Genomic DNA, 24538 nt, shown 5'->3' with positions numbered 1-24538 from the left:
ATTAACTAAGTGATTGAATATAACGAATTAACTACAATCAATTAACAAAATTATGAAAAAAAAATCTAAGAATAATGGGTTCCTATACTCATTGTTCCAAAATGACCTAAAATTGAAACTAACTACACTACTTATTTTGGTCGCCATGTTTAATATTAGAGGGAATACTTATGCCCAAAAAACAAAAGTTACCCTTGAATTAAACAATTCAACAATCGAGAAGGTTATTGAGACCATTGAACAAAAAACAGATTTCAGATTTATTTATAAACTGAACGATATCGACTTAGATCGTACAGTTTCTATTTCTGTAAAAGATCAATCGATATATGTGGTTTTAGACAGAATTTTTAAAGGAACTCCAACTGAATTTAAAATCAGAGATACGCAGATTATCCTTAAAAAACCAGAACTCAGAACACAAATAATCGAATTTCAAAAGCAAACTGTTTCAGGTGTAATTACCGATGAAAACGGCCTGCCTTTACCCGGAGCTTCTGTTCTTGAAGAAGGTACAAAAAACGGGATGGTAACTGATTTTGATGGTAAATATAAAATTACTGTCGAAAGCACTCAATCTGTAATTATTGTATCATTTGTAGGATATAAAGAGAAAAAAGTAACGACAAACCAAAACGTAATAAACATTCAGCTTTTTCCAGATGCAACTGACTTACAGGAAATTGTTGTAGTGGGATATGGAACTGCAATAAAAAAAGATGTAACCGGAGCAGTTTCTTCAATTGCTGCAAAAGACATGAATCAGGGTGCAATTGTAAATCCTTTACAATTAATTGCAGGAAAAGCTGCCGGTGTAAATATCACTCAAATTGGTAGCGAACCGGGTTCTGGACCAAGTGTTCGTATTCGTGGAATTTCTTCTTTAATTGGAGGAAATGATCCTTTAGTTGTTGTGGATGGAATTCAGGGAAACATGGATTTGTTAAATCAAGTTCCTCCAAGTGAAATCGAAAGTATAGATGTTTTAAAAGATGCTTCTGCAACGGCTGTTTATGGTTCAAGAGGAGCGCCTGGAGTTATCATTGTAACAACTAAGAAAAACAAAGCAGGAAAAACTACAATCGAATACATCGGGTCGACATCTGTTGATTTTATTCCGAAAAAATTAGACATGCTTGATGCTAACCAATGGTGGGAAACTGCTCAAAAGTATGGTGTTCCGGCATCTTCAAATCACGGTTCAAATACAAATTGGTATGGTCTTTTGACTGAAACTGGAATTACGCAGACGCATACATTATCATTTGGCGGAGGAACTGATAAATTCAATTACAGAGCTTCTATTACGGCTATCATGCAAGATGGAGTTGTAATCAATTCTAGCAACCAAAAATATATTGGACGTATTCAGGCAACACAATTGGCTCTTGATGACAAATTAAAATTGACTTTTAACTTAAACTCAGGGATAAATAATACAACAAGCAGTATTGGAAGTATTGGTACAGTTGCTTATACATCAAACTTAATCACAAATGCATTATTGGCAAGACCAACAGATCCTGTTTATAATACTGATGGAACTTATTTTACAGATGGAACGGTTTTTCATTATTTAAATCCTTATGCTGCAGCGCAAACCGTTACAAATGAAAGACAAGATGATAATTTATTTGGAAGTTTAAAAGCTGATTTTGAATTAGGAAAAGGTTTTACAGCAAATTGGTTTGGAAGCTGGAGAAAAACCAATAGTTCAATAGGATATTACATGCCTGCAGAATCTACAGAAGCGTATGCAGTGGAGCAACACGGTTTTGCTAATATTAAAAATGATAGACAAAACGAGAAATTAACGAATGTTAGTCTTAGCTATAAAAAGACATTAGGAATCCACACTTTTAATGCATTGGCTTTATACGAATGGCAAAGTCAGACTTATCAGGGTAATTATACTCAGGCAAGAGGTTTTATAAGTGATGAAGCTACTTACAATGCACTTCAGTTTGGTGATTTGTCTAAAGTAAGAGCCGGAGATATCAGATCTTATAAAAATGACAGATCATTAGTTTCTTATTTAGGAAGATTAAACTACTCTTTATTAGACCGTTATTTACTTACAGCAAGTATCAGACGTGATGGTTCATCTGTATTTGGTGCCAACAACAAATGGGGAAATTTCCCATCAGCATCTGTAGCTTGGCAAATTAATAAAGAATCGTTTATGTTGAATCAAAACCTATTTAGCGAATTAAAATTACGTGTAGGTTATGGTGAAACTGGTAATCAGCAAGGTCTTTATCCACAAACTTCGCTGCCATTAGTAGACAGCGCAGGAAATATTTATTTTGGAGGTTCTATCATTACTAATTTTGGTATTGCCCAAAATGCAAATGCTGATTTGAAATGGGAAACTAAAAGACAAACTAATATTGGACTTGATTTCGCTCTTTTAGATAACAGATTAAGAGGTAGTGTAGATGTTTACGATTCTACAACAGATAATCTTTTATTTGATTATACTGTACCTCAGCCTCCTTATCCTTATAATAAAATTAAAGCAAACGTGGGAAGCATTTCTAATAAAGGTTTAGAAGTTGCCCTTGCATACGATGTTATCAAAACGAACAACAGTACATTGACATTAGCAGGAAACGTTTCTTTAATGAAAAATGAGGTGCTTAATTTAAGCGGCAGTATTAATGGTATTCCTTTGAATACGAACTATGTAAATTGGGGAGCACCAAACTCATTATTAGTACAGGGAAAACCAATTGGTTCATTCTATATTTTAGAAAGTACTGGTACAAATTCAAATAGTGTTGAAACCGTAAAGGATCGTGATGGAGACAGTAAAATTGACCAAGGTGTTACAAGTCCAGACCGTTATTATGCAGGTTCAGCACTCCCAACTTATACTTTTGCATTTAACCCATCTTACAGATATAAAAACTTTGATGCCTCTATGTTGTGGAGAGGTTCTGGAGGAAACAAAATTTACAATACACTTAATCAAAGGTTAAGTATGCTGGAAAACACTGGTAGTTCAAATGTTTTGGAGAGCGCTCGTGATAAAGGAATTTTTTCTTCTCCATACGGATCTGATACATGGTTAGAAGATGGTTCATTCGTGCGTTTAGAGAACGTTACTGCTGGATATACTTTCCGTTTTACAGATAAATATGTAGACTCTGTTCGACTTTCTCTTACAGGAAGCAATTTACTGCTAATTACAGATTACACAGGTGTTGATCCTGAATTGAATGTAAGCGGAAGTGGTGACCCTAATGATAATTTTGGAGGCGATAAAGGAATTTATCCTCGTACCAGAAGTGTTGCATTTGGTTTGACTGTAAAATTTAAATAGTAAAAAGAGATGAAAATTAAAAATATAGTAACAGCAAGCGTTTGTTTCCTAACACTTTTTAGCTGTACAGATATCAACGAAAATATATACGATAAATATCAGCCGGACACCTTTTATGGAACTCCGGAAGGAGCTAATATTGCTCTTGCCAGTGTTTATGCAGAAATTCCGGGGGACTTTGAACGTAAAAATGTACCTGGCGTAGGTTATGCAGGAGCTGATAACGGCTGGTACGACATGAACTGTATGTCATCAGATGAGCAGGTAATTCCGCATAGAACAGATGGTAACTGGCAGCAGGATTTTGCCCGTTTGCACAAACACGAATGGCTTCCATCAGAATTCATTATTAACAATACATGGAACTGGTTATACAAATCTATTTTCAATGCAAATTTAGCTGTTGAGTTATTAGAGAAATCAGGTGCTGATCCTTCAAAAATTGCCGAAGCAAAAGTATTACGTGCTTTCTTTTATTACTTATTGATTGATGATTTTGGTGATGTTCCATTTTACACCAACAACAATATTACCGTTGATAAAATCCCGCAGTCAAGCCGTAAAGAGGTATTTGATTTTATCGTTAAAGAATTAACCGAAAACGTAGAACAACTTTCTGTAACAAAAGGCGGAAATTATTATGGAAGGTTCAACAAATGGGCTGGTTATACACTGCTTGCAAAAGTGTATTTAAACGCTGAAGTTTATACCGGAACTCCAAAATGGACAGAATGTTTAGCTGCTTGTAACAAAGTTTCTGAAGGCGGATTTACACTTCATTCTGGCGCAGCCGATATTGCAAATCCTTTAGGGAATAAATATTTTGAATTATTTGGAGATGTACTTCCTGATGATGAAACTATTTTGCCTATTTACGCAACTCTGGATGTCGTTTCCCGTAATGTTTATGCAGTTCGTAGTGTATACGGTCCGCAGGGTGTAAATTTATTTGGATTAAGCGGTTGGAACGGAACTATTGTTCCTAAAGATTTCTTCCTGAAATACGATGTAAATGATATTCGTAGAAAACAGTTTTTAGTGGGTGAACAGCCTGGAGGATTCAATTACACTCTTGAAGTTGGTTCTTTAGATAATCCCGGAGCGCTTCCTCAGGCAGGAGTTCGTAATGTGAAATTTTATCCTGCAGGAGTAAAATCAGGCGGAGGAGCTTCAAATGATTTTCCTATTTTCAGATATGCTGACGTAATTTTAATGATGGCAGAATGTAATGCTCGTTTAGGGAATGCAGCTGCAGCAAAACCTTTTGTAGATCAAATCAGACAACGTGCAGGCTTAGATGGTTTAGACCACAATCCTACTCTAGATGATATTTATAATGAAAGAGGTTTCGAATTAAGCTGGGAAGGCCACAGAAGACAAGACATGATTCGTTTTGATAAATTTTTATTGGCAAACGAATTTAGACCTGCATCACCTGCTTATAGAAAATTGTTCCCAATTCCAACATCTGCTCTAGATGCGAATCGCGGACTTAAACAAAACCCAGGTTACTAAAAACAAAACTATCATGAAAAAATATATCAATAAATTATTCTTACTTGGAAGTTTGGTTTTTTTAGCCGCTTCCTGTGAAACTGAAGGAACAGTAACGACACTAAAATCAGTAAATTTTCCTTCCGGAATTGAGGTATCATCTAATACAATAGTACTTAAAGAAGATACTTCAGATCAAGCCGCTTTACTGGTTTCCTATCCAAAAGTAACCTTCCCAATTGCGGCGCCAGTGAGCTATGCCGTACAATTAGATTTGCCTACTGACATCAAAGGAAGCGAGGCATGGTCAAAAGCGAAACGCGTTGAAGCCGGAGAAGATGTTTTAAGTAAATCATTTACCGGATTAGAATTAAATAAAATTGCTTTGGATTTAGGGATGAAACCTAATGTTCCGGGAGAATTAGTAATTCGTGTAGAAGCTTCTATGGATCATAGAACATATTCAAATCCTGTTACTATAACCGTAACGCCTTACTTGAAAACCGTTGTGTTTGGAGAAATCTATATGCCGGGAAGTTATCAGGGATGGGATGTAGGAACAGCTGCTGCATTAACCGAAATTCAATTAGGCGTTTATCAAGGTTACATGACTGTGGCAGAAGGTGCAGGTCCTGGATTTAAATTAAATAAAGGAAGAAACTGGGCACAATTTTACGGTGCAGGAGCTTCAAATAATGATTTGAAAAACATGAGCGATACTGATTTTGTGCTTCCGGGTGCAGGTTCATATCAAATTAAAGTAAACACAAATACTTTAAAATGGTCTCAGACTCCTTATGCTTGGGGAATTGTTGGACCGGCATCTGCAACAGCAGAACAAACGGCCGGTGATCCTAATTATGGATGGAATCATTCTGTACCAATGTCTTACGATCACGTAACAAAAACATGGAAAATAACGGCAAATTTATTGGCTGGTGCTTTAAAATTTAGATTGAATGATGCATGGACTGTGAATTACGGACCGGCAGATGCTTCAACAAACATCGTTAATCTTGATAATGGCGGCGCTTACACCATTGGTGAAGCAGGAACTTATGAAGTTACGTTTAAAATTGTTGAAACAGATCCGGCAAGTACGGGTTATCCGGCAACTGCAATAACTTCTATCGTTAAAAAATAACAAAAATTAAGTTTAGTTTGGTTTGAGTTTACCTGTCTTTTTACTTCGAAAGGCAGGTTACTTCTCAATCATTTAAAATATAAAAATTATGAAATTTAATATAAAATTTGTTTACGCATTACTGTTGGCGGTAGCATTTGTTTCGTGCAGTTCTTCTGACGATGATTCAGATAAAACTCCCGAATCTACATATACACAATATGGCGCTCCATTTGAAAAAATGCCAAAAAAAGAAGATGCAATAATTTATCAGGTAAACATTCGTGCTTTTAGTCAGGCCGGAACACTAAAAGGAGTTCAGGATAGACTTTATCAAATTCAGGAATTGGGCGCAAATGTTATTTATTTAATGCCTGTTTTCCCTGTTGGAAAAGAAAGAGCTTCTGGCGAATTAGGTTCACCTTACGCTGTAAAAGATTATAAGGCCGTAAATCCGGATTTTGGAACTTTACAAGATCTTCAAACATTAGTTGAAGAAGCACACAAAAAAAACATGGCTGTTGTTTTGGACTGGGTTGCCAATCATACCGCTTGGGACAATGCATGGATTACACAACATAAAAACTGGTACCAGCAAGATGCAGCCGGAAACATTATAATTCCACCGGGAACAAATTATAATGATGTAGCGCAGTTAAATTTTGAAAATACCGAAATGAAAGATGCCATGATCGATGCCATGTCTTACTGGGTTTACAATGCAAACATAGACGGTTTTAGATGCGATTATGCTGATTTTGTACCGAATAATTTCTGGGCAGATGCTATTACAAAATTGAGAAAAATCAAAAAAAATCAATCTATTTTAATGCTTGCCGAAGGATCAAAATACAATCACTTTGCTTCTGGTTTTGATTATACATTTGGTTTTAATTTCTTCAGTACTTTAGAAAAACTTTTCAAGGAAAACAAACCAGCAACTACAATTCAGGATTCGAATGCAACAGAATATGCAAACAATTATAATCCTGAAAACAGAGTTGTTAGATACACAAGCAATCACGACGTAAACCTTACCGACGGAACTCCATTGGAACTTTTCGGAGGTAAAAAAGGATCGATTGCTACTTTTGTTGTCGCTGCTTATTTAAAATCTGTTCCAATGATTTATAACGGACAAGAAATTGGATACGCTCAAAGATTGAATTATTTCGCAAAAACGCCAATCGACTGGTCAACTGCAGATAATGATATGCTTGCCGAATACAAAAAAATCATAGCTTTTAGAAACACAAGTAACGCTATTAAAACAGGAACTTTTACAGGATACAGCAACAACGCTGTAAGTGCATTTACAATGGTAAAAGATTCCGAAAAAGTTTTTGTACTTTCTAATTTAACAGATGCAACAGTAAAACACCTTGTTCCATCGACTTTAAAAGGAAACTGGAAAGACGCTTTTACCGGAGCAGCAGTTACTGTTGGTACAGAAATAACATTACAGCCTTTTCAATATATAGTATTGAAAAATTAATTCGAAAAAGCATCTTTAAATAAAATTAGATTTGCCAAAAACTAAATAACATGAATTTTCAATCCCAAAAATCATTGCTTCAAATTCGTTTGAGCAAAAAAACAGCGCTTTTATTTTTTGCAATTGTAAGCACAATTTGGCTTCAGGCACAAGAAATAACTTCGCCAGACAAAAATCTTTCTTTAAAATTTGAATTAAAAGAAGGCGGAATTCCGTCTTACCAATTATCATACAAACAAAAAGCAGTTATAAAACCAAGTTCTTTGGGTTTAGAACTTCAAAATATGCCTTCGTTTTTGGATGGTTTTACCATTACAAACACAGCACAATCTTCTGTTGATGAAAATTGGAATCCGGTTTTAGGCGAAGAAAAAACAATTCGTAATCATTACAACGAATTGGTTGTCACATTAGCTCAAGCAAAAAATAACAATAGATTTATTCGTATTCGTTTCCGTTTATTCAACGACGGATTGGGGTTTAGATATGAATTTCCAAAACAAAATGATCTAAGCTATTTTGTAATAAAAGAAGAACGTTCACAGTTTAATTTGGCTGGAAATCATAAAATTTTCTGGATTCCGGGAGATTATGATACTAACGAATATGCTTATACAACATCAAAAATTTCAGAAATTCCTTCGCTGATGAAAAAAGCTACTATCGAAATCAATTCGCAGTGGCCAATAAAAGAATTAGCAGTACAAACACCGTCAATGATGAAATCAGATGATGGTTTATACATCAACATTCACGAAGCAGGATTAATCAATTATCCGGCAATGTACCTTGAAGTTGATGCCGTAAACAACAAAATGATGAGTCATTTGGCCCCAGATGCAGTTGGTGCAAAAGGTTATATGCAGACCGATGCACAATCGCCTTGGAGAACCATTGTAGTAAGCGATAAAGCAACAGATATTTTAGCTTCAAAATTAATTTTAAACCTTAACGAACCAACAAGTTATAAAGATGTTTCGTGGATTAAACCCGTAAAATTCATCGGAATTTGGTGGGAATATTTTGTAGCCGGAAGAAGTACCTGGGCTTTTGGAAAAGAGAACAATGTGAAATTAACAGATGATTTTACAAAACTTACTCCAAACGGAAAACACGGAGCCACAACAGAACGTGCAAAAGAATATATTGATTTTGCGTCTAAAAATGGTTTCGATGCGATCCTTATCGAAGGCTGGAACATTGGCTGGGAAGACTGGATCAACAACTGGAAAGAAGAAGTTTTTGATTACGTAACAGCATATCCGGATTTTGATGTAAAAGCAGTTCATGAATATGCTGCCTCAAAAGGGGTAAAAATTATCATGCACCACGAAACATCAGGATCTGCAACCAATTACGAACGTCGTTTAGATCGTGCTTTTCAATTTATGAACGACAATGGTTACGATGCTGTAAAAACAGGCTATGTGGGAAAAATTATTCCGCGCGGCGAACATCATGACGGACAATGGATGGTGAATCATTACATTAACGTAGCCAAACGTGCTGCCGATTATAAAATTATGATTGACAGCCACGAAGCGGTTCGCCCTACAGGTTTAAACAGAACTTTTCCAAACTGGATCGCTCAGGAGTCAGCGCGCGGCACCGAGTTTGAATCTATGGGAGGATTAGCTCCTGATCACACTACGATTTTACCATTTACACGTTTAATGGGAGGCCCAATGGATTATACTCCGGGAATTTTCCAAACCGATCTTTCGTATTACGGAACAGGAAGTTCGCAACGAGTAAATACCACTTTGGTAAAACAATTGGCATATTATGTAACCATGTACAGTCCGCTGCAAATGGCTGCTGATATTCCGGGAAATTATGAACGTTTTCCTGATGCATTTCAGTTCATTAAAGATGTTGCTGTAGATTGGGACAACAGTTATATTTTAGAAGCTGAACCTGGAGATTACATTACAATTGCACGTAAAGCAAAAGGTAAAAATGAGTGGTTTATTGGCGGAATTACAGATGAAAATGCAAGAACAGCAAACATTTCATTTGATTATTTACCTGCAGGAAAAAATTTCATCGCCACTATTTATGCTGATGCCAAAGAAGCTAATTGGAATCAAAATCCACAAAAGTATACCGTTACCAAAGTTGTTGTAAACTCAAAAAGCAAATTAAAGCAGTATTTAGCTCCGGGCGGAGGTACTGCAATCAGCATCAAAGAAGCAAATGCTGAAGAATTAAAGGGATTGAAAAAGTTATAGATTACTGAGTTTTTTTTGCCACTAATTGCACGAATTAAGAACGCAGATTAAAATTTGTGTTAATTCGCGCAATTCGTGGCGAAAAAACTTATGCTCATTTCTGAGCAAAAAACAACTTTACTACTTAAAAACTATTAACCACAAAATGTTTGTCAAATTTAAAAACAATGCGAGTGAGAATGAATTTTAGTTAAGAAATGCTGACAAGCATGCAAAAAAACTACTATTATGAAAATCAAAATTACCACTAGATTATTTCATATTACGAAAACACTAGTCTGTTTTCTATTATTATTTGCAAGTTCAGTTTATGCACAAGATCCGCCTCAATACGGAACGCCATTTGCAGGCGTACCCGATACACGAGATGTAAACATGTATCAGGTTCACATACGTCCGTTTAGTGCCAACGGAAATTTAGCCGGAGTAACCGCCCGATTAGATAATATAAAAGCACTCGGTACCAATGTTATTTATTTAATGCCCATTTATCCGCACGGTACAGATTCCCGAAGTTCGGCTTCGCCTTATTGTATTAAAGATTTTAAAGCCGTAGGATCAGAATATGGTTCACTTGCTGATTTAAGAACTTTAGTTGATGGAGCTCACAGCCGCGGAATGGCCGTTATCTTGGATATCGCCATCAACGGAACTTCCTGGGATAATGTCTGGACAGTTTCACATCCGGAATATTATAAAAGAACCGGAACAACAATTCAGCAATTAGGAAACTTCTCTGATATTGCTGCACTTGATCTTAATAATTCAGCTACGCGAGCAGCTATTAAAGATGCAATGCGCTATTGGATTTTCGCTGCCAACATTGATGGATACCGCTGCGATTATGCGAATAATCCACCTTTAGATTTTTGGTCTGAAGTTAATTCAAACCTTAGAGGAATTTCTTCTCATAATTTATTAATGTTAGCCGAAGGAGACAGACAAGAGAACTTTCAAGTTGGTTTCGACATGAATTATGGCGACAGATGGTTTCACAGCGGTTTATATGACATTGCTAATGGAGGCCCTGTTTCTCAAAGGCTTCAGGACCAGTCTACATATGAGTATGCTAAAGCGACTGGAAATCAGCAAATCGTTAGATACACTGGAAATCATGATACTTATACAAATGATGATGGCGTAAGAAGACCAATTATTGTATTCAAAAGCCACAACGGAGTTGTTGCTAACTTCTTAGTTTCAGCTTATATGAAAGGTGTTCCTTTTTTAATGAGCGGACAAGAAATCGACTACGAACCAAAAACAGACTGGCCTTGGACGAACTTTAAATTCAACTGGTCTCAAAATCCAACTGCGGCAGCAGATTTCGCAAAAATCTTAAATTTCAGAACAACAAGCGCAGCTATCAGACGCGGTGATTTAACCACGTATGCGAATGATGACATCAGTATTTTCACTAAAACATTAGGTACAGAAAAAGTTATTGTAATGTCGAATTTGAGAAATGCCTCAAAATCGTATGTAATTCCTGCAGCGTTAGCAGGAACTTACGTAAATCCGTATAATAACAATGCTTCGGTAACTTTAACAACAGGCGCAACAAGAACATTTGCTGCTTATGAATATTTGGTTTTAACCAATACAAATGCTCCGGTTGTAGCTGTTACAGGAGTTTCTGTAAGTCCAACAACGGTAACAGTTGGTTTAGGATCTACACAACAATTAAATGCTGCAATTGCTCCGGCAAATGCAACAAACCAAAACTTAACATGGACATCAAGCAATACAGCGGTTGCAACTGTAAATGCATCTGGTTTAGTTACAGCCGTTGCTGCAGGAACAACAACTATTACGGTAAAAACAGTTGACGGAAATAAAACAGCAACTTCGGCTGTAACTGTCGCTGCGATTCCTGTTTCTTCAGTAGCAGTTTCACCAACTACAGCGAGTTTGTATGCAGGAAATACACAACAGCTTTCAGCGACAATTTCACCTGCAAATGCAACTAATAAAAATGTAACCTGGAGTTCAAGCAATACTGCAATTGCAACCGTAAATTCAAGCGGACTTGTAACAGCGGTTTCTGCTGGAACTGCAACGATTACAACAACTACACAAGACGGAAATAAAACAGCTTCGGCAACGATTACCGTAAATCCAAATACTAATTTTACGGTTTATTTTTATAAACCATCAAACTGGGGAACAGGAATTAAAATTTATTACTGGAATGCTCTTCCAACAGGAGTTTTAGCAGCTGTAAACTGGCCGGGCGTAAACATGACCGATGCCGGAAATGGATGGTACAGCTACACATTTACAAATGTAACGTCAACTAATTTAATTTTTAACGACGGAACAAACCAAACTGCCGATTTAAGCCGAAACAAAACAGGCTGGTACATGAATACGACTTGGTACGATTCAAATCCGGGAACTGTTGTTGCCGTTACAAGTGTAACTTTGTCTCCAACAACTTCAACATTATTGGTTGGCGCAACACAGCAATTAACTCCAACTGTTAATCCTTCAAATGCGACGAATAAAGCGGTAACTTATAGTTCAAGTAATACAGCTGTTGCAACAGTAAACAGTTCAGGATTAATAACTGCTGTCGCTGCGGGTTCTGCAACAATTACTGTTACAACACAGGATGGAGCAAAAACTGCAACTTGTGCAGTTACAGTAAATGCATCAAATGTTGCGGTTACGAGTGTGAGTTTAAGTCCAAGTTCAGCATCATTATCTATTGGAGGAACACAGCAATTAACGCCAACTGTCCTTCCTGCAAATGCAACAAACAAATCTGTAAATTATAGTTCAAGCAATACAGCTGTGGCAACTGTAAATGGTTCAGGTTTGATTACTGCTGTTGCAAACGGAACAGCAACAATTACAGTTACAACAGTTGACGGAAGTAAAACAAGTACATGCGCCGTAACGGTTTCAACTTCAACGGGAGGAAATTATTACACTATTAAAAACAGATGGACTGGTGCCTATTTATCTGATTCCGGAGCAAATGTTGGTTACGGAACTACAGTTTCTGGCAACAGCTATAAATGGCAGAAAATTGCTATTGACGCCACTTATTTCGTTCTTAAAAATGTGGCAACTGGTGAACTAATGAATATTGAAAGTCAAACCGGAACAGTTCAATCTAATATAACAGATACTACTTTCTGGAGCGCGCAATGGTCTAGTGATTATATCGACGGAACTTGGGTTCGTCTAAGAAACAGATGGCAGACTGGAAACATTATTCATGTTGAAAATCAAACGGGTTCTGCACAATATGGAAATTCGCAAGACGGCTGGTACAGCGCACAATGGCAATTAGAACCAACAACAGTTGGAACAGGAAAAACTGCAATAACAATTAATGACGTCTCAGAAACTGAAAAAGTAATTGGTATTTATCCAAATCCGGCAACGAATAATGAATTTTATGTTTTACTGCCAGAATTAGAAAACGGAGATTCTGCTGCGATTTCAGTTTCAGACATGAACGGAAGAACGGTTTTAACTGAAAGACTTTCAACTTCAGGAAAAATCGATCATCGTTTAGCTTCAGGAATTTATATTGTAAATATTGTTTCTAAAGATTTTAAAGTGACTAAAAAACTGATCGTTAAATAATTCTGTTTTAGATTAAAACTAAATGGCGTATGATAATCTCATACGCCATTTTTTATTTTATTTTGCCACTAATTCCACTAATTAGCACGAATTTATTTTTAAAATTTTTGCCACAGATTAAAAGGATTATGAGAATTAAAAAAAATCATTTAAATCCTTTTAATCTGTGGCAAAAAAGAATTAGTGGAAATTCGTGAAATTCGTGGCAAACTTTATATTTACTCCTCAAACAACTCCATCAACTCCAAAGCCCGTTTAATCGACTTCACATTCTCAAAAGTCAATAACAAACGTAATCCGTTCACAGTTTGTTTTTCTTTCATTTTGCAAAGATTACTATGCTTCTGAACAAAATTTAAAACATTTCTAAACTTCACCGATTGATAATAATCTGATTGCTGATCTGAAACGAAATAACCAATCATTTTTCCTTGTTTCAAAACTAATTTCTCGATTCCCACTTTCGTTGCAATCCATTTTATTCTAATGCTGTTTAGCAATGCCGTCGCTTGTTTTGGCAAAGGTCCGAAACGGTCAATTAGTTTTCTTTCGAATTCCTGTAAACCAGCTTCATCTTTTATCGCACCTAATTCATTATATAAAACCAAACGTTCCGAAACGTTATTGATATATTCATCTGGGAATAAAAGCTCAAAATCGGCATCGATTTGAATGTCTTTTACGTATTCTTTTGTGTCGATATTATTTTCTTCCGGATATAAATCCTTGAATTCGTTTTCCTTCAATTCTTCAATCGCTTCGTTCATGATTTTTTGGTACGTATCAAAACCAATTTCGTTAATGAAACCGCTTTGTTCTCCTCCTAATAAATCTCCAGCTCCACGAATTTCAAGATCTTTCATCGCAATATTAAAACCGCTTCCCAATTCGCTGAATTGTTCCAAAGCCTGAATACGTTTTCTCGCATCTTCGGTCATTGATGAATATGGCGGACAGATGAAATAACAGAATGCTTTTTTATTGCTTCGTCCAACGCGGCCACGCATTTGATGCAAATCTGACAATCCAAAATTATTGGCATTATTGATGAAAATCGTGTTGGCATTTGGAACGTCCAAACCACTTTCAATAATTGTCGTTGCTACCAAAACATCAAAATCTCCGTTCATAAAACCTAACATCAAATCTTCAAGTTTCGCACCGTCCATTTGTCCGTGACCAATTCCAACTCTTGCATTTGGAACCAAACGCTGAATCATTCCGGCCACTTCTTTTATGTTTTCAATTCTATTATTGATAAAGAAAACTTGTCCGTTTCTTTGAATTTCATACGAAATCGCATCACGAATAATCTCTTCATTAAAACCAACCACATTCGTTTCAATTGGATATCTGTTTGGCGGAGGCGTTGTAATTACAGATAAATCGCGAGCCGCCATTAATGAAAACTGAAGCGTTCTTGGAATTGGCGTTGCCGTTAATGTCAACGTATCAACATTCGCAGCAATGGTTTTTAATTTATCTTTTACGTTAACTCCAAACTTTTGTTCCTCATCAACAATCAATAAACCTAAGTCCTTAAAAACTACATTTTTATTTACTAATTGATGCGTTCCAATTACGATATCGAGTTTACCTTCGGCTAAATCTTTTAAAGTCTGCGTTTTTTGTTTTGCAGTTCTAAATCGGTTTAAGTAACCAATTGTTACCGGCATATCTTTTAAACGTTCCGAAAAAGTTCTGTAATGCTGATATGCCAAAATAGTTGTGGGAACTAAAACTGCAACTTGCTTACTATTGTCAACCGCTTTAAAAGCGGCACGAATCGCAACTTCTGTTTTTCCGAAACCAACGTCACCACAAACCAAACGATCCATTGGGCGATCGCTTTCCATGTCAGCTTTTACTTCTTGCGTCGATTTAGTTTGATCTGGTGTATCTTCATAAATAAACGAACTTTCTAATTCGTTTTGAAGATAACTATCAGGTGCAAACTGAAAACCTTTTTCCAAACGACGTTTTGCATACAACTGAATCAGGTTGAAGGCAATATGTTTGACACGCGCTTTGGTTTTTTGTTTTAAAACCTTCCAGGCGTTCGATCCTAATTTATAAATTTTCGGCGGTGTTCCGTCTTTTCCGTTGTATTTAGAGATTTTATGAAGCGAGTGAATGCTTACATAAACAATATCATTATCAGCATAAACCAATTTTATGGCTTCCTGCGTTTTGCCTTCCACCTGAATTTTCTGCAATCCGCCAAACTTTCCAATTCCGTGATCGATATGCGTTACATAATCGCCAACCGAAAGTGCCGTTAATTCTTTAAGCGTAATATTCTGCTTTTTCGAATATCCGTTTTTGATATTAAATTTATGATAACGCTCAAAAATCTGATGATCAGTATAAGCTGTTATTTGATTTTCTTCGTCAATAAAACCTTGGTATAAAGGCAGTACAATAGTGTTATACTGTTTCCTGATGTTCTCCGAATTGGCTTCATCTAAAGATTCAAAAATATCATGAAAACGTTTTGCCTGCGTTTCATTCGAACAGAACAAATAATTTTTATATCCGTTAAAATGATTGTCGCTCAAATTATTCAATAACAAATCAAATTGTTTGTTGAAAGATGGCTGAGGCTGAATATGAAATTCGAATTTTTTAGTGGTTTTAAAAATTGGTTTTGAAGCCAATTCAACAATCGAAAAATCTAAAGCTCGTTTTATAAACGAACTCTGATTTAAAAATAATTGCTCCGGTTCGGCATGTTTTATTTCTTTCGAAAGTTTTCCAAAAGCTTCTTCTGCCCTTGCAAATTGCTTGTCTAACTGACTAAAAAGACCGTCAGTATTTTGAATAAATAGTACTGTTTTCTCGGCAATATAATCTAAAAAGCTTTCGCGGTTTTCCTGAAATATCTTGTTTTCAACATTCGGGATAATCGTGATTTTTTTATGCGTTTCTACAGATAATTGCGTCTCTACATCAAAACTTCTGATGCTGTCCACTTCATTTCCAAAAAATTCAATTCTATACGGATGATCGTTTGAAAAAGAAAAGACATCGACAATTCCCCCACGAACCGAAAATTCTCCGGGTTCTGTAATAAAATCAACTCTTTTAAACTCGTATTCAAACAAAACTTCATTGATAAAATCAATCGAAATTTTATCGTTAAGCGCTACTTTTAAAGTGTTTTTATCTAATTGCTGACGTGTAACGACTTTTTCAAAAAGTGCTTCGGGATACGTAACAATTATCGCCGGTTTTTTTCGGGAATTAATTCGGTTTAAAACCTCAGCACGAAGCAAAACATTCGCATTGTCTGTTTCATCAACTTGATACGGACGACGAAATGAAGCGGGATAAAACAAAACATCCTGTTCGCCAATCATCTGTTCCAGATCGTTTAGGTAATACGCCGCTTCTTCTTTGTTGTCTAAAACAATCAAAAAAGGCAGTTCTGTTTTCTTAAAAACAGAGCGTATTAAAAAGGAAACTGCAGATCCCAACAAACCTTGAAGGTGCATTTTTATCTGATTTCCTTCTAATAAATTGGCTGCAATTTGCTGTGCTTTTGGCAAATTGTCGTATATCGTATATAAGGCGTTTTTACTCAACTCTTGGTAAATTTTGATCTATGGGAGGCGCAGAATTCGGGATTGCGCGGGTTGTGTCTAACATTTTAAGGAAATCAGCTTCTCCTTCTTCTTTTGGAATTTTTGCTTTTTCGACAATTTTATCCATTTGTCTTTCTAACGAAACTAACTCCTTATTTATTTCGCCAATTAAAAAAGCAACTTTATCATCTGGAATTTGATTTAAATGAATAAACAAATCCATCATTTTGACTTTGGTAATCAAAATAGCAATTCTCGCTTTTATTTGCGGCTGATTAAATTGTGACGGAATATTATTGTTTAAAGCTATCGCCTTTTTAGAAATCGCTGTTGATTTTTTTTGAAAAGCGCCTATAGTTTTTCTCGGCTTGTCTCCTATTTCTTTTAGGAAATCACGCCACTCTGTCCAGCCTTTTACATTTTGTTCTGAAACATCATTTATTGGTTCGTCTATAAAAATCCAGGCTTTATTGATATTGTTAAAGATTTTTTCATTCTTTTTAGCTTCTTTCGCATTTTCGGCAAGACGCTTTTCATTCTCATTTTGACATGATTGAAGTACAAAAATCAAGAGTAAAAACAGCGCTATTTTATATTTCATTTGATAAAATGTTAGGGTGCAAAGTTACGAAGTAAATTTACAATTACGAATTGTGTTTTTTACTAAAGATTCTATAAATCAAGGTTATTTTTTTGCCACAGATTTGCTTCGCCAGTTCGCTATCGCTCGTGTCACAGATTAAAATAATTTTTTAAATTAAGTTTTGAGAAAATAATCCATTAAATCTGTGAAATCTGTGGCAAAAAATCCTTTTGCACAAAGTTTTGAATAGAGAATAATCTAAAAAACGATCTTTATCATTGTTAATTTTATAATTTAATGTTTGAAAAAACGTTGATATTTGCGAAAACGTTATATTTGCAACACTAAATCTAAACAAATGAATCCAAAAATATTAATCATTGGCGCCTGCGGTCAGATTGGAACTGAACTGACGCAAAAACTGCGTAAATTATACGGAACCGAAAATGTGATCGCTTCTGATATTCGAAAATTAAATACTGATGTTGTTAATTCAGGACCTTTTGAAGTGGTTAATGCTTTAGATTTTAATCAAATAGAACATTTGGTAGAAGTTCATAAAATTACTGATGTTTATTTAATGGCTGCGCTTTTGTCTGCAACGGCAGAAAAGAATCCGGCTTTTGCGTGGGATTTGAATATGAATTCGCTTTTTCATGTTTTGAATCTGGCTAAAGCTAAAAAAATCCAAAAGATTTTCTGGCCTTCAAGTATTGCTGTTTTTGGACCGACAACTCCAAAAGAAAATACACCGCAATATACTATTATGGAACCTTCAACGGTTTACGGAATTAGCAAACAAGCGGGAGAAAGATGGTGCGAATACTATCATAATATTTACGGTGTTGATGTTCGCAGTATTCGTTATCCGGGTTTAATAAGCTGGTCTACTCCTCCGGGCGGCGGAACTACAGATTATGCGGTTGATATTTTTTATAAGGCTATTGCCGATAAAAAATACGAGTGCTTTTTATCATCTGAAACAAAAATGCCGATGATGTATATGGATGATGCGATTGAAGCAACCATCAATATCATGAAAGCTCCGGCAGAAGAAATTAAAATCCATTCTTCATACAATTTAGCTGCAATGAGTTTTACTCCAACTGAAATTGCTGCTGAAATCAAGAAACATATTCCGGAATTTGAAATTACTTATAATCCAGATTTCCGTCAAAAAATAGCAGACAGCTGGCCGGCAAGTATTGATGATTCTTCTGCAAGAGAAGACTGGAAATGGAATCATAAATTTGATTTGGAATCAATGACAAAAGATATGATTGAACATTTGAGTTAAGTCCAAAAATAAAAATAAAATAAGTCTCGTTTAATTTTCAGAAATGAATTTTAAACGAGATTTTTTTTATGTCTTATTTTGATTTCACATAATGTTATAAAAATTGATTTCTAGATTATTTTCTTACATTTGAATACATTAACCAAAAACATTTATACCCCAAAAAACCATTTTAATTTATGACAAATTCATTTCAGCCCATTCAAGAAGATAAAAGAACCGCTATTGTAGATATTTTACGGGGATGGGCTTTATTAGGAGTTGCAATAGGAAATTATGTCGACTTCCGCTACATCGGATTAGAGCGTTTTATCATGAAAAAAGGAATTTTTTCTGAGATTATCAGCTATTTCAATCTCTACTTTTTTTCTGCTAAATCCTGGACTTTGTTAAGCATTTTATTTGGTTACGGATTTGCTATTCTTATTAATAATGTTGCTGAAAAAGGCAAAAATCCTGTTTCCTTTTTTTGCTGGAGAATGTTTATCCTGTTCATTTTTGCTTTTATAAATTCTGCTTTTTGGCTGGGCGATATTTTAAAAGATTATGCTTTTTTAGGCTTATTGCTTTTGTTATTTTACAGAAGTTCGCCGAGAACAATTTTAATAACGTCTGGAATTCTTCTTTTATCTGTTCCGTTTCTTACTGCTTATATTAATTCGATAAAACAAACATTGCCAGATGTACAATCTACTGCTAAATATTTAAAATTATTTTATTCTGATAATTGGCTTGATGTATTTCAATTTAATTTACTGGGAACTTATTATCAGGAAATGATTAATCTCGTGTATGCCGTTACGGTTCATGTTGTAATGTTTGCGCTTATGCTTTTGGGTTTTTACGCTCAAAAAATTAACTTTTTTAATCGTTTGCCTGAATTTAAAAAACTATTAAAAAGAACTTTTTTGATAACATTGATTTTAGCAATAATTGCAGGTGTTCTTTTTGAAATTGCAATTAAGCAGAAAGTAACTTTCCCTGTTTTTCATCCCGTTTTTTGGATCATAATAAATACAATGATATGTATCGCGTCTGGAATTTGTTTGCTGTATACTAACGGAAAACTGAAAACAATTTTCAGTTATTTTAGAGTGAGCGGTAAAATGACGCTGACCAATTATTTAGTGCAAAATATTATTGCATGTTTTCTTTTCTCTGGAATTGGTTTCAAAATTTATAATACGCTGCCATATTGGTTTTACTTTTTCTTAGCGATTTTTGTTTTTACAATTCAATTGTTTATAAGCAAATGGTGGCTTTCAAAATTTAATTATGGCCCAGTTGAATGGTTGTGGAGAGTTTTAAGTTACAGAAAGATGTTTCCGTTTAAGAAAAAGCAATCTGATATTATTTCGGAAGTAAAAACAGTATAAATTTGAAAAAAAAGAGGATATGCAAAAACATATCCTCTTCTGATTTTAATTTCGTGAATTATTTTCCCTTCAATAATTTCTCTAAATATTCAACTTTTTCTTTTTCAGACTGAACCAAACGCTCATAAAGTTCCACAACTTTATCAAGAGGATTAAAATTGCAGTGATATGCATTTCCATTAATAACACTTCCGTCATTTAATGTATTTCCAATAATATTTAAAACCGCTTCTTCAGAGAAATTTTTAATTCCTTCAACAGTTACGCCTAATATTTCGGCAATTGCCTGAAGTTTTTCATCATCAATTGTTTCGCTGTTTTCAATAGCTGAAACAGTCTGCTGGCTCGTGCCTAAAGCTTGTGCCAAAGCTTCCTGCTTCATATCGCGAAGTTCACGAATACGGCTTATTTTTCGCCCTATATGATTTGGTTTTGTTAGTGTGCTCATAATTCAAAGATATTTAAAATTCTTTTTGCAAAATAGTTTTTGGTAAAAAACACATTGTTTCGGTAAGAAACAATTTTAAAGAGTTTCTTTATGATCTGTATTTTATTCGCAATAACAAAAATACAATTTTTCATACAAGTATTGAGTAAAAAATATTCTGAAGCTTTTATGTTTCAAATATTATTGATTCTGTTTTGTTTCCGTTTAACACATGGTTTGAATTAAATAAAGAAGCCCTTAAAAAATTAATTTTAAGGGCTTTTATTATTTTATAAAGTAAATTATTTCACTTCAAAAACATTATTTGCAGGTTTTACATCAGCCATTAATCCGCTTGGATCAATTGTGATTTTTTTGATTGCTGTTTTGTTCTTGTCAATTGTAAAACTGTAGTTTGACATTGCCCAAGCCCAATCTTCTAAAACTGTTCTTTTTTCGTTTGGATTTGGATTCGGTTTAATGAAATTCATCATTCTTAACGGAATGTAGAAGTTTTCAGAAGTTCCGTCTGTATAATCTACTTTTAAATCGATTGGCATTGGCATTCTTCCAATTCTTTCTAAAGAAATTGTTGTTTTTCCTGAATTATCAGCAACGTCTTTAATTCCGTAATCAATTGTATTAGCAGTTTGTGCCCAATCGATTAAATACCAATCTAATTCTGCTCCAGAAACTCTTTCTGCAGTTCTTTTGATATCGTTTGGAGTTGGATGTTTGAATTTAAAATCATTGAAATATCTTTTTAAAGTAGCGTCCAGGCTTTCTTTCCCAATTACATATTCTAATTGTGCTAAAAAGATACATCCTTTTACATAAGATGAAATACTGTATGGACGATTTTCATCGTAACGATCTCCATGTGTTGTCTGTGGCTGTTCTTTTCCAGAATTAACTAAACTGTAATAAGCAGCATAAGTTCCTTTAAACGGATTTGCTTCTTTTTTATCTCCTTTTAATTCATTCAAAGCACTGTCTTCGATGTAAGTTGTAAATCCTTCGTCCATCCAAGGGTGTTTTGATTCGTTTGAAGCTAAAATATGCTGGAACCAAGAGTGCCCTAATTCGTGTGTTGCAGTTCCAAGAATTCCTTCAAGAGTTCCGTTTCCTAACATCAAAGTACACATTGCATATTCCATTCCGCCGTCACCGCCCTGAATAAAAGAGTATTGTTTGTATGGATATGCTCCAACTCTATGGTTGTAATAATCCATTACTTTTACCATTAATGGTTCTAACTGTTTCCAGTTTGCAGTTGTTTTTTCATTGTTTTTGTAGAAGAAATGCAAATCAACACCGTTTGGCCCTTTTACAATATCATGTGTATATTCTTTATCAGCTGCCCAGGTAAAATCGTGAACGTTTGGCGCAATAAAATGCCATGTTAATGTTTTTGCTTTTTTCGGATAAACAACTGTTACACCAGCATCTTCATAACCGTGACCAATTGTGTTTTTGTCTTGTAAATATCCAGAACCTCCAATTGTATAGTCTTTGTCGATTGTAATTTTTACATCAAAATTACCCCAAACACCGTGAAATTCTCTTGCGATGTATGGATCTGCGTGCCATCCTTCAAAATCAAATTCGGCTAATTTTGGATACCATTGTGACATTGAAAGTTCAACGCCTTCAGAATTGTTTCTTCCAGAACGACGAATCTGCACAGGAACTTGTCCATCAAAACCTAAAGTAAAAGTAGTTTTTGAATTTGGCAAAATTGGTTTAGGCAAAATCACCTCTAAAATAGTTCCTGAAACTCTTGTCTGCGCTGAAATTCCGTCTTGTTTGAAATCAGAAATTTTTAAATACCCAATTTCATTTGGTTTCAAAGATTCAATACGGCTTTGTTTTACCTCTTTTCCGTCGGCAGTTTTTACTTTATTTACCATTCTTCCATCAGGATCTTTGATAAAATGAAGACGAGCGTCCATTTCACTTCCCGGCTGAAAAGCATTTGGGAATAAATGATAAAACACTTTTCTTAATGTATCAGGAGAATTATTGGTATAAACCAATTCTTGTTTCCCTTTATACTGATAGTTTTTTACATCCATTGAAACCTCCATTTTATAGTCGGCATGTTGCTGCCAATATGGGGTACTTTGGGCAAAAGAAGCGTTTAAACCTAAGCTCAAAAAAGAAAGTAAAATAATTTTTCGCATGTTAATTTAATAATGAAAATGGAAGAGCTGCGGCTCTTCCATTGGATTAGTATTCTATATATTGTTTATTTCTTCGACATTTTTTCAGCCATTAATAAAGCGTTGTAAGCATTTACCATTTTTGCTGTTTTTGATGATTCTGCAGAAGAAACTGCAACTGGTTTTTCATTTGGATTTTCGCTTGCGCCAAGAACCACTTTTGCCGGAAGAGCAACTCCAGAATCCATTAAAATTTTCTTAACCTGAGAAGCTTTTAATTTTGGATAATAAGAACGAATCAAGGCTGCAACACCTGCCGCATTTGGAGACGCCATTGAAGTTCCCTGCAAGTATTTGTATTTGTTGTTTGGAACTGTTGCATAAATTTCTTCACCCGGAGCAAAAACGTCTACATTTATTTTTCCGAAGTTTGAAAACCCTGCCACAACAGTTTCTCCATATTCTTTGTTAATTGCCCCAATTGTGATTACGTTATCAGCAAATTCTTTGATATTGTCCTGAGAATCGTTTGGATAATTGATATTTTTTGTTTCGTCGATATTGTAACCATCGTTACCTGCTGCGTGAACAATTAAAACATCTTTTTTTGCTGCATATTTAATAGCATCGTAAACCCATTGCTTGTGCGGAGAAAAACTTTTTCCGAAACTTCCGTTGATTACTTTTGCACCATTATCAACGGCATAACGAATTGCAAGAGCGATATCTTTATCATATTCATCTCCATCTGGAACGGCTCTTACTGTTAAGATTTCTACATTGTTTGCTACTCCGTCTCCACCTAAATTATTGCCGCGAACTTGTGCAATGATTCCGGCAACGTGAGTTCCGTGAAGTGCTTCTTCTTTATCCGGACCAAAAACAATATTGTTACCATAATGGTTGTTTTTAATATCTTCTGGATTATCCCCTACAATTTTTCTTCCGTCATATTCTTTATTTAAATTGTAGTTTAATTGATCGTAAATATATTTTCTATATTCCTCAAATTCAGTTTCTGGATCAAAATCGGGTCCTGTGTTTGTCAAAACTTGAGTCATCACTTTTTTACTGTATAAAACACTTCCTTCTGTTGAAGTAATAGAATTTAAATCTTCAAGTGTATATTTATCTTTATTAAGAGCCGTTTTTATTGTTTTATGTGCATTTAATAAAACATCTACTCTTTCTTTACCCTGCATTATTTCTTCATACTTCTTTGTGTACTCAGTCAAAGCTTGTTTATATTCTGCAGAGCCATCATCTTTCTTTTTAACGATACGAGTCATTTCAAGATTTTCGTGAACAGCATTTCCTAGGAAATTCCATCCGTGAACATCATCAATGAATCCGTTTTTATCATCGTCGATTCCGTTTCCTGGAATTTCTTTTGGATTAGTCCAAATCATTCCTTTAAGATCTTCGTGTTCAATATCAACACCAGAATCTACAATTCCTACAATAACTTTTTTACCTGTTTTTCCCTGAAGTAATTCGGCGTAAGCCTTATCAACACTCATTCCCGGAATAGAATCTTTTATTAAATCAAGATGACTCCATCTTTTTAATTCATTTTCACTAACCGGAGCTTTTTTTACAACTGCTAAAGGCGCTGTAATTAATTCTTTAGAAGTTGAAACTTGCGCTTGCAAAGTCGCGCTGCAACCTGCTAAAACAAGTAATGTAAAAGCAGATAATTTAAGAGGTTTTATATTACTCATGTATCTATTATATAATTGTAAAGTTAAAAGATGCGCCTAAATTAGTTTTTTTTGTTACAAAATACTAACGATTAACACTGTGTTATGATTATTCAAATATAAAAACTTCATATTTAAAAA

At 35.0% G+C, this 24538-nt stretch carries 13 protein-coding genes; 8 read left to right on the top strand and 5 right to left on the bottom strand.

Annotation, left to right across the window (positions count from 1 at the left end; translation table 11 throughout):
- Positions 1–112 precede the first annotated feature (112 nt).
- The 6 genes from NLJ00_RS06460 to NLJ00_RS06435 all read left to right on the top strand — a co-directional run bounded on the left by NLJ00_RS06460 (position 113) and on the right by NLJ00_RS06435 (position 13268).
- On the top strand, positions 113–3325 hold the full coding sequence (locus NLJ00_RS06460) for a TonB-dependent receptor (protein ID WP_256636633.1): 3213 nt from the start codon (positions 113–115) through the stop codon (positions 3323–3325).
- Positions 3326–3334: 9 nt separating this feature from the next.
- Positions 3335–4840, top strand: coding sequence for a RagB/SusD family nutrient uptake outer membrane protein (locus NLJ00_RS06455; protein WP_256636632.1), 1506 nt, complete (start codon positions 3335–3337; stop codon positions 4838–4840).
- A 13-nt stretch (positions 4841–4853) separates the two neighbouring features.
- Positions 4854–5963, top strand: coding sequence for a SusE domain-containing protein (locus tag NLJ00_RS06450; protein ID WP_256636631.1), 1110 nt, complete (start codon positions 4854–4856; stop codon positions 5961–5963).
- A gap of 88 nt (positions 5964–6051) precedes the next feature.
- Complete coding sequence (locus NLJ00_RS06445) at positions 6052–7437, top strand: alpha-amylase family glycosyl hydrolase (RefSeq protein ID WP_256636630.1); 1386 nt, start codon at positions 6052–6054, stop codon at positions 7435–7437.
- 50 nt (positions 7438–7487) lie between these two features.
- Positions 7488–9668 (top strand): glycoside hydrolase family 97 protein, encoded by a 2181-nt coding sequence (locus tag NLJ00_RS06440; protein ID WP_256636629.1) that lies wholly within the window; start codon positions 7488–7490, stop codon positions 9666–9668.
- 228 nt (positions 9669–9896) lie between these two features.
- Entirely contained in the window at positions 9897–13268 is a 3372-nt protein-coding gene (locus NLJ00_RS06435) for an Ig-like domain-containing protein (protein WP_256636628.1), read from the top strand.
- A gap of 218 nt (positions 13269–13486) precedes the next feature.
- Here NLJ00_RS06435 and mfd read toward each other — a convergent pair whose 3' ends face one another.
- Together mfd and NLJ00_RS06425 are read right to left on the bottom strand one after the other, a co-directional pair.
- Entirely contained in the window at positions 13487–16852 is a 3366-nt protein-coding gene (gene mfd / locus NLJ00_RS06430) for a transcription-repair coupling factor (RefSeq protein WP_256636627.1), read from the bottom strand.
- Positions 16845–17453: a hypothetical protein gene (locus tag NLJ00_RS06425; protein WP_180857136.1), complete on the bottom strand. Its 609-nt coding sequence runs from the start codon at positions 17451–17453 to the stop codon at positions 16845–16847. The genes mfd and NLJ00_RS06425 overlap by 8 nt, the downstream gene beginning before the upstream one ends.
- Positions 17454–17793: 340 nt before the next feature.
- Here NLJ00_RS06425 and NLJ00_RS06420 point away from each other — a divergent pair, with 340 nt between their 5' ends.
- Positions 17794–18732, top strand: coding sequence for an L-threonine 3-dehydrogenase (locus tag NLJ00_RS06420; RefSeq protein WP_053472846.1), 939 nt, complete (start codon positions 17794–17796; stop codon positions 18730–18732).
- 179 nt (positions 18733–18911) lie between these two features.
- Entirely contained in the window at positions 18912–20108 is a 1197-nt protein-coding gene (locus NLJ00_RS06415; protein ID WP_256636626.1) for a DUF418 domain-containing protein, read from the top strand.
- Between the two features lie 58 nt (positions 20109–20166).
- Here NLJ00_RS06415 and NLJ00_RS06410 read toward each other — a convergent pair whose 3' ends face one another.
- The 3 genes from NLJ00_RS06410 to NLJ00_RS06400 form a co-directional block, all read right to left on the bottom strand.
- Positions 20167–20556: a helix-turn-helix domain-containing protein gene (locus NLJ00_RS06410; RefSeq protein ID WP_180857134.1), complete on the bottom strand. Its 390-nt coding sequence runs from the start codon at positions 20554–20556 to the stop codon at positions 20167–20169.
- 281 nt (positions 20557–20837) lie between these two features.
- Positions 20838–22718 (bottom strand): M1 family metallopeptidase, encoded by a 1881-nt coding sequence (locus NLJ00_RS06405; RefSeq protein ID WP_053472849.1) that lies wholly within the window; start codon positions 22716–22718, stop codon positions 20838–20840.
- 65 nt (positions 22719–22783) lie between these two features.
- Positions 22784–24418 (bottom strand): S8 family peptidase, encoded by a 1635-nt coding sequence (locus tag NLJ00_RS06400; protein WP_256636625.1) that lies wholly within the window; start codon positions 24416–24418, stop codon positions 22784–22786.
- Positions 24419–24538 lie beyond the last annotated feature (120 nt).

The organism is Flavobacterium panici, assembly GCF_024499525.1.
Taxonomy (GTDB): domain Bacteria; phylum Bacteroidota; class Bacteroidia; order Flavobacteriales; family Flavobacteriaceae; genus Flavobacterium; species Flavobacterium panici.
Note: the sequence above shows the minus strand (reverse complement) of the source record. Positions and strands in the feature narration are given on the sequence as shown.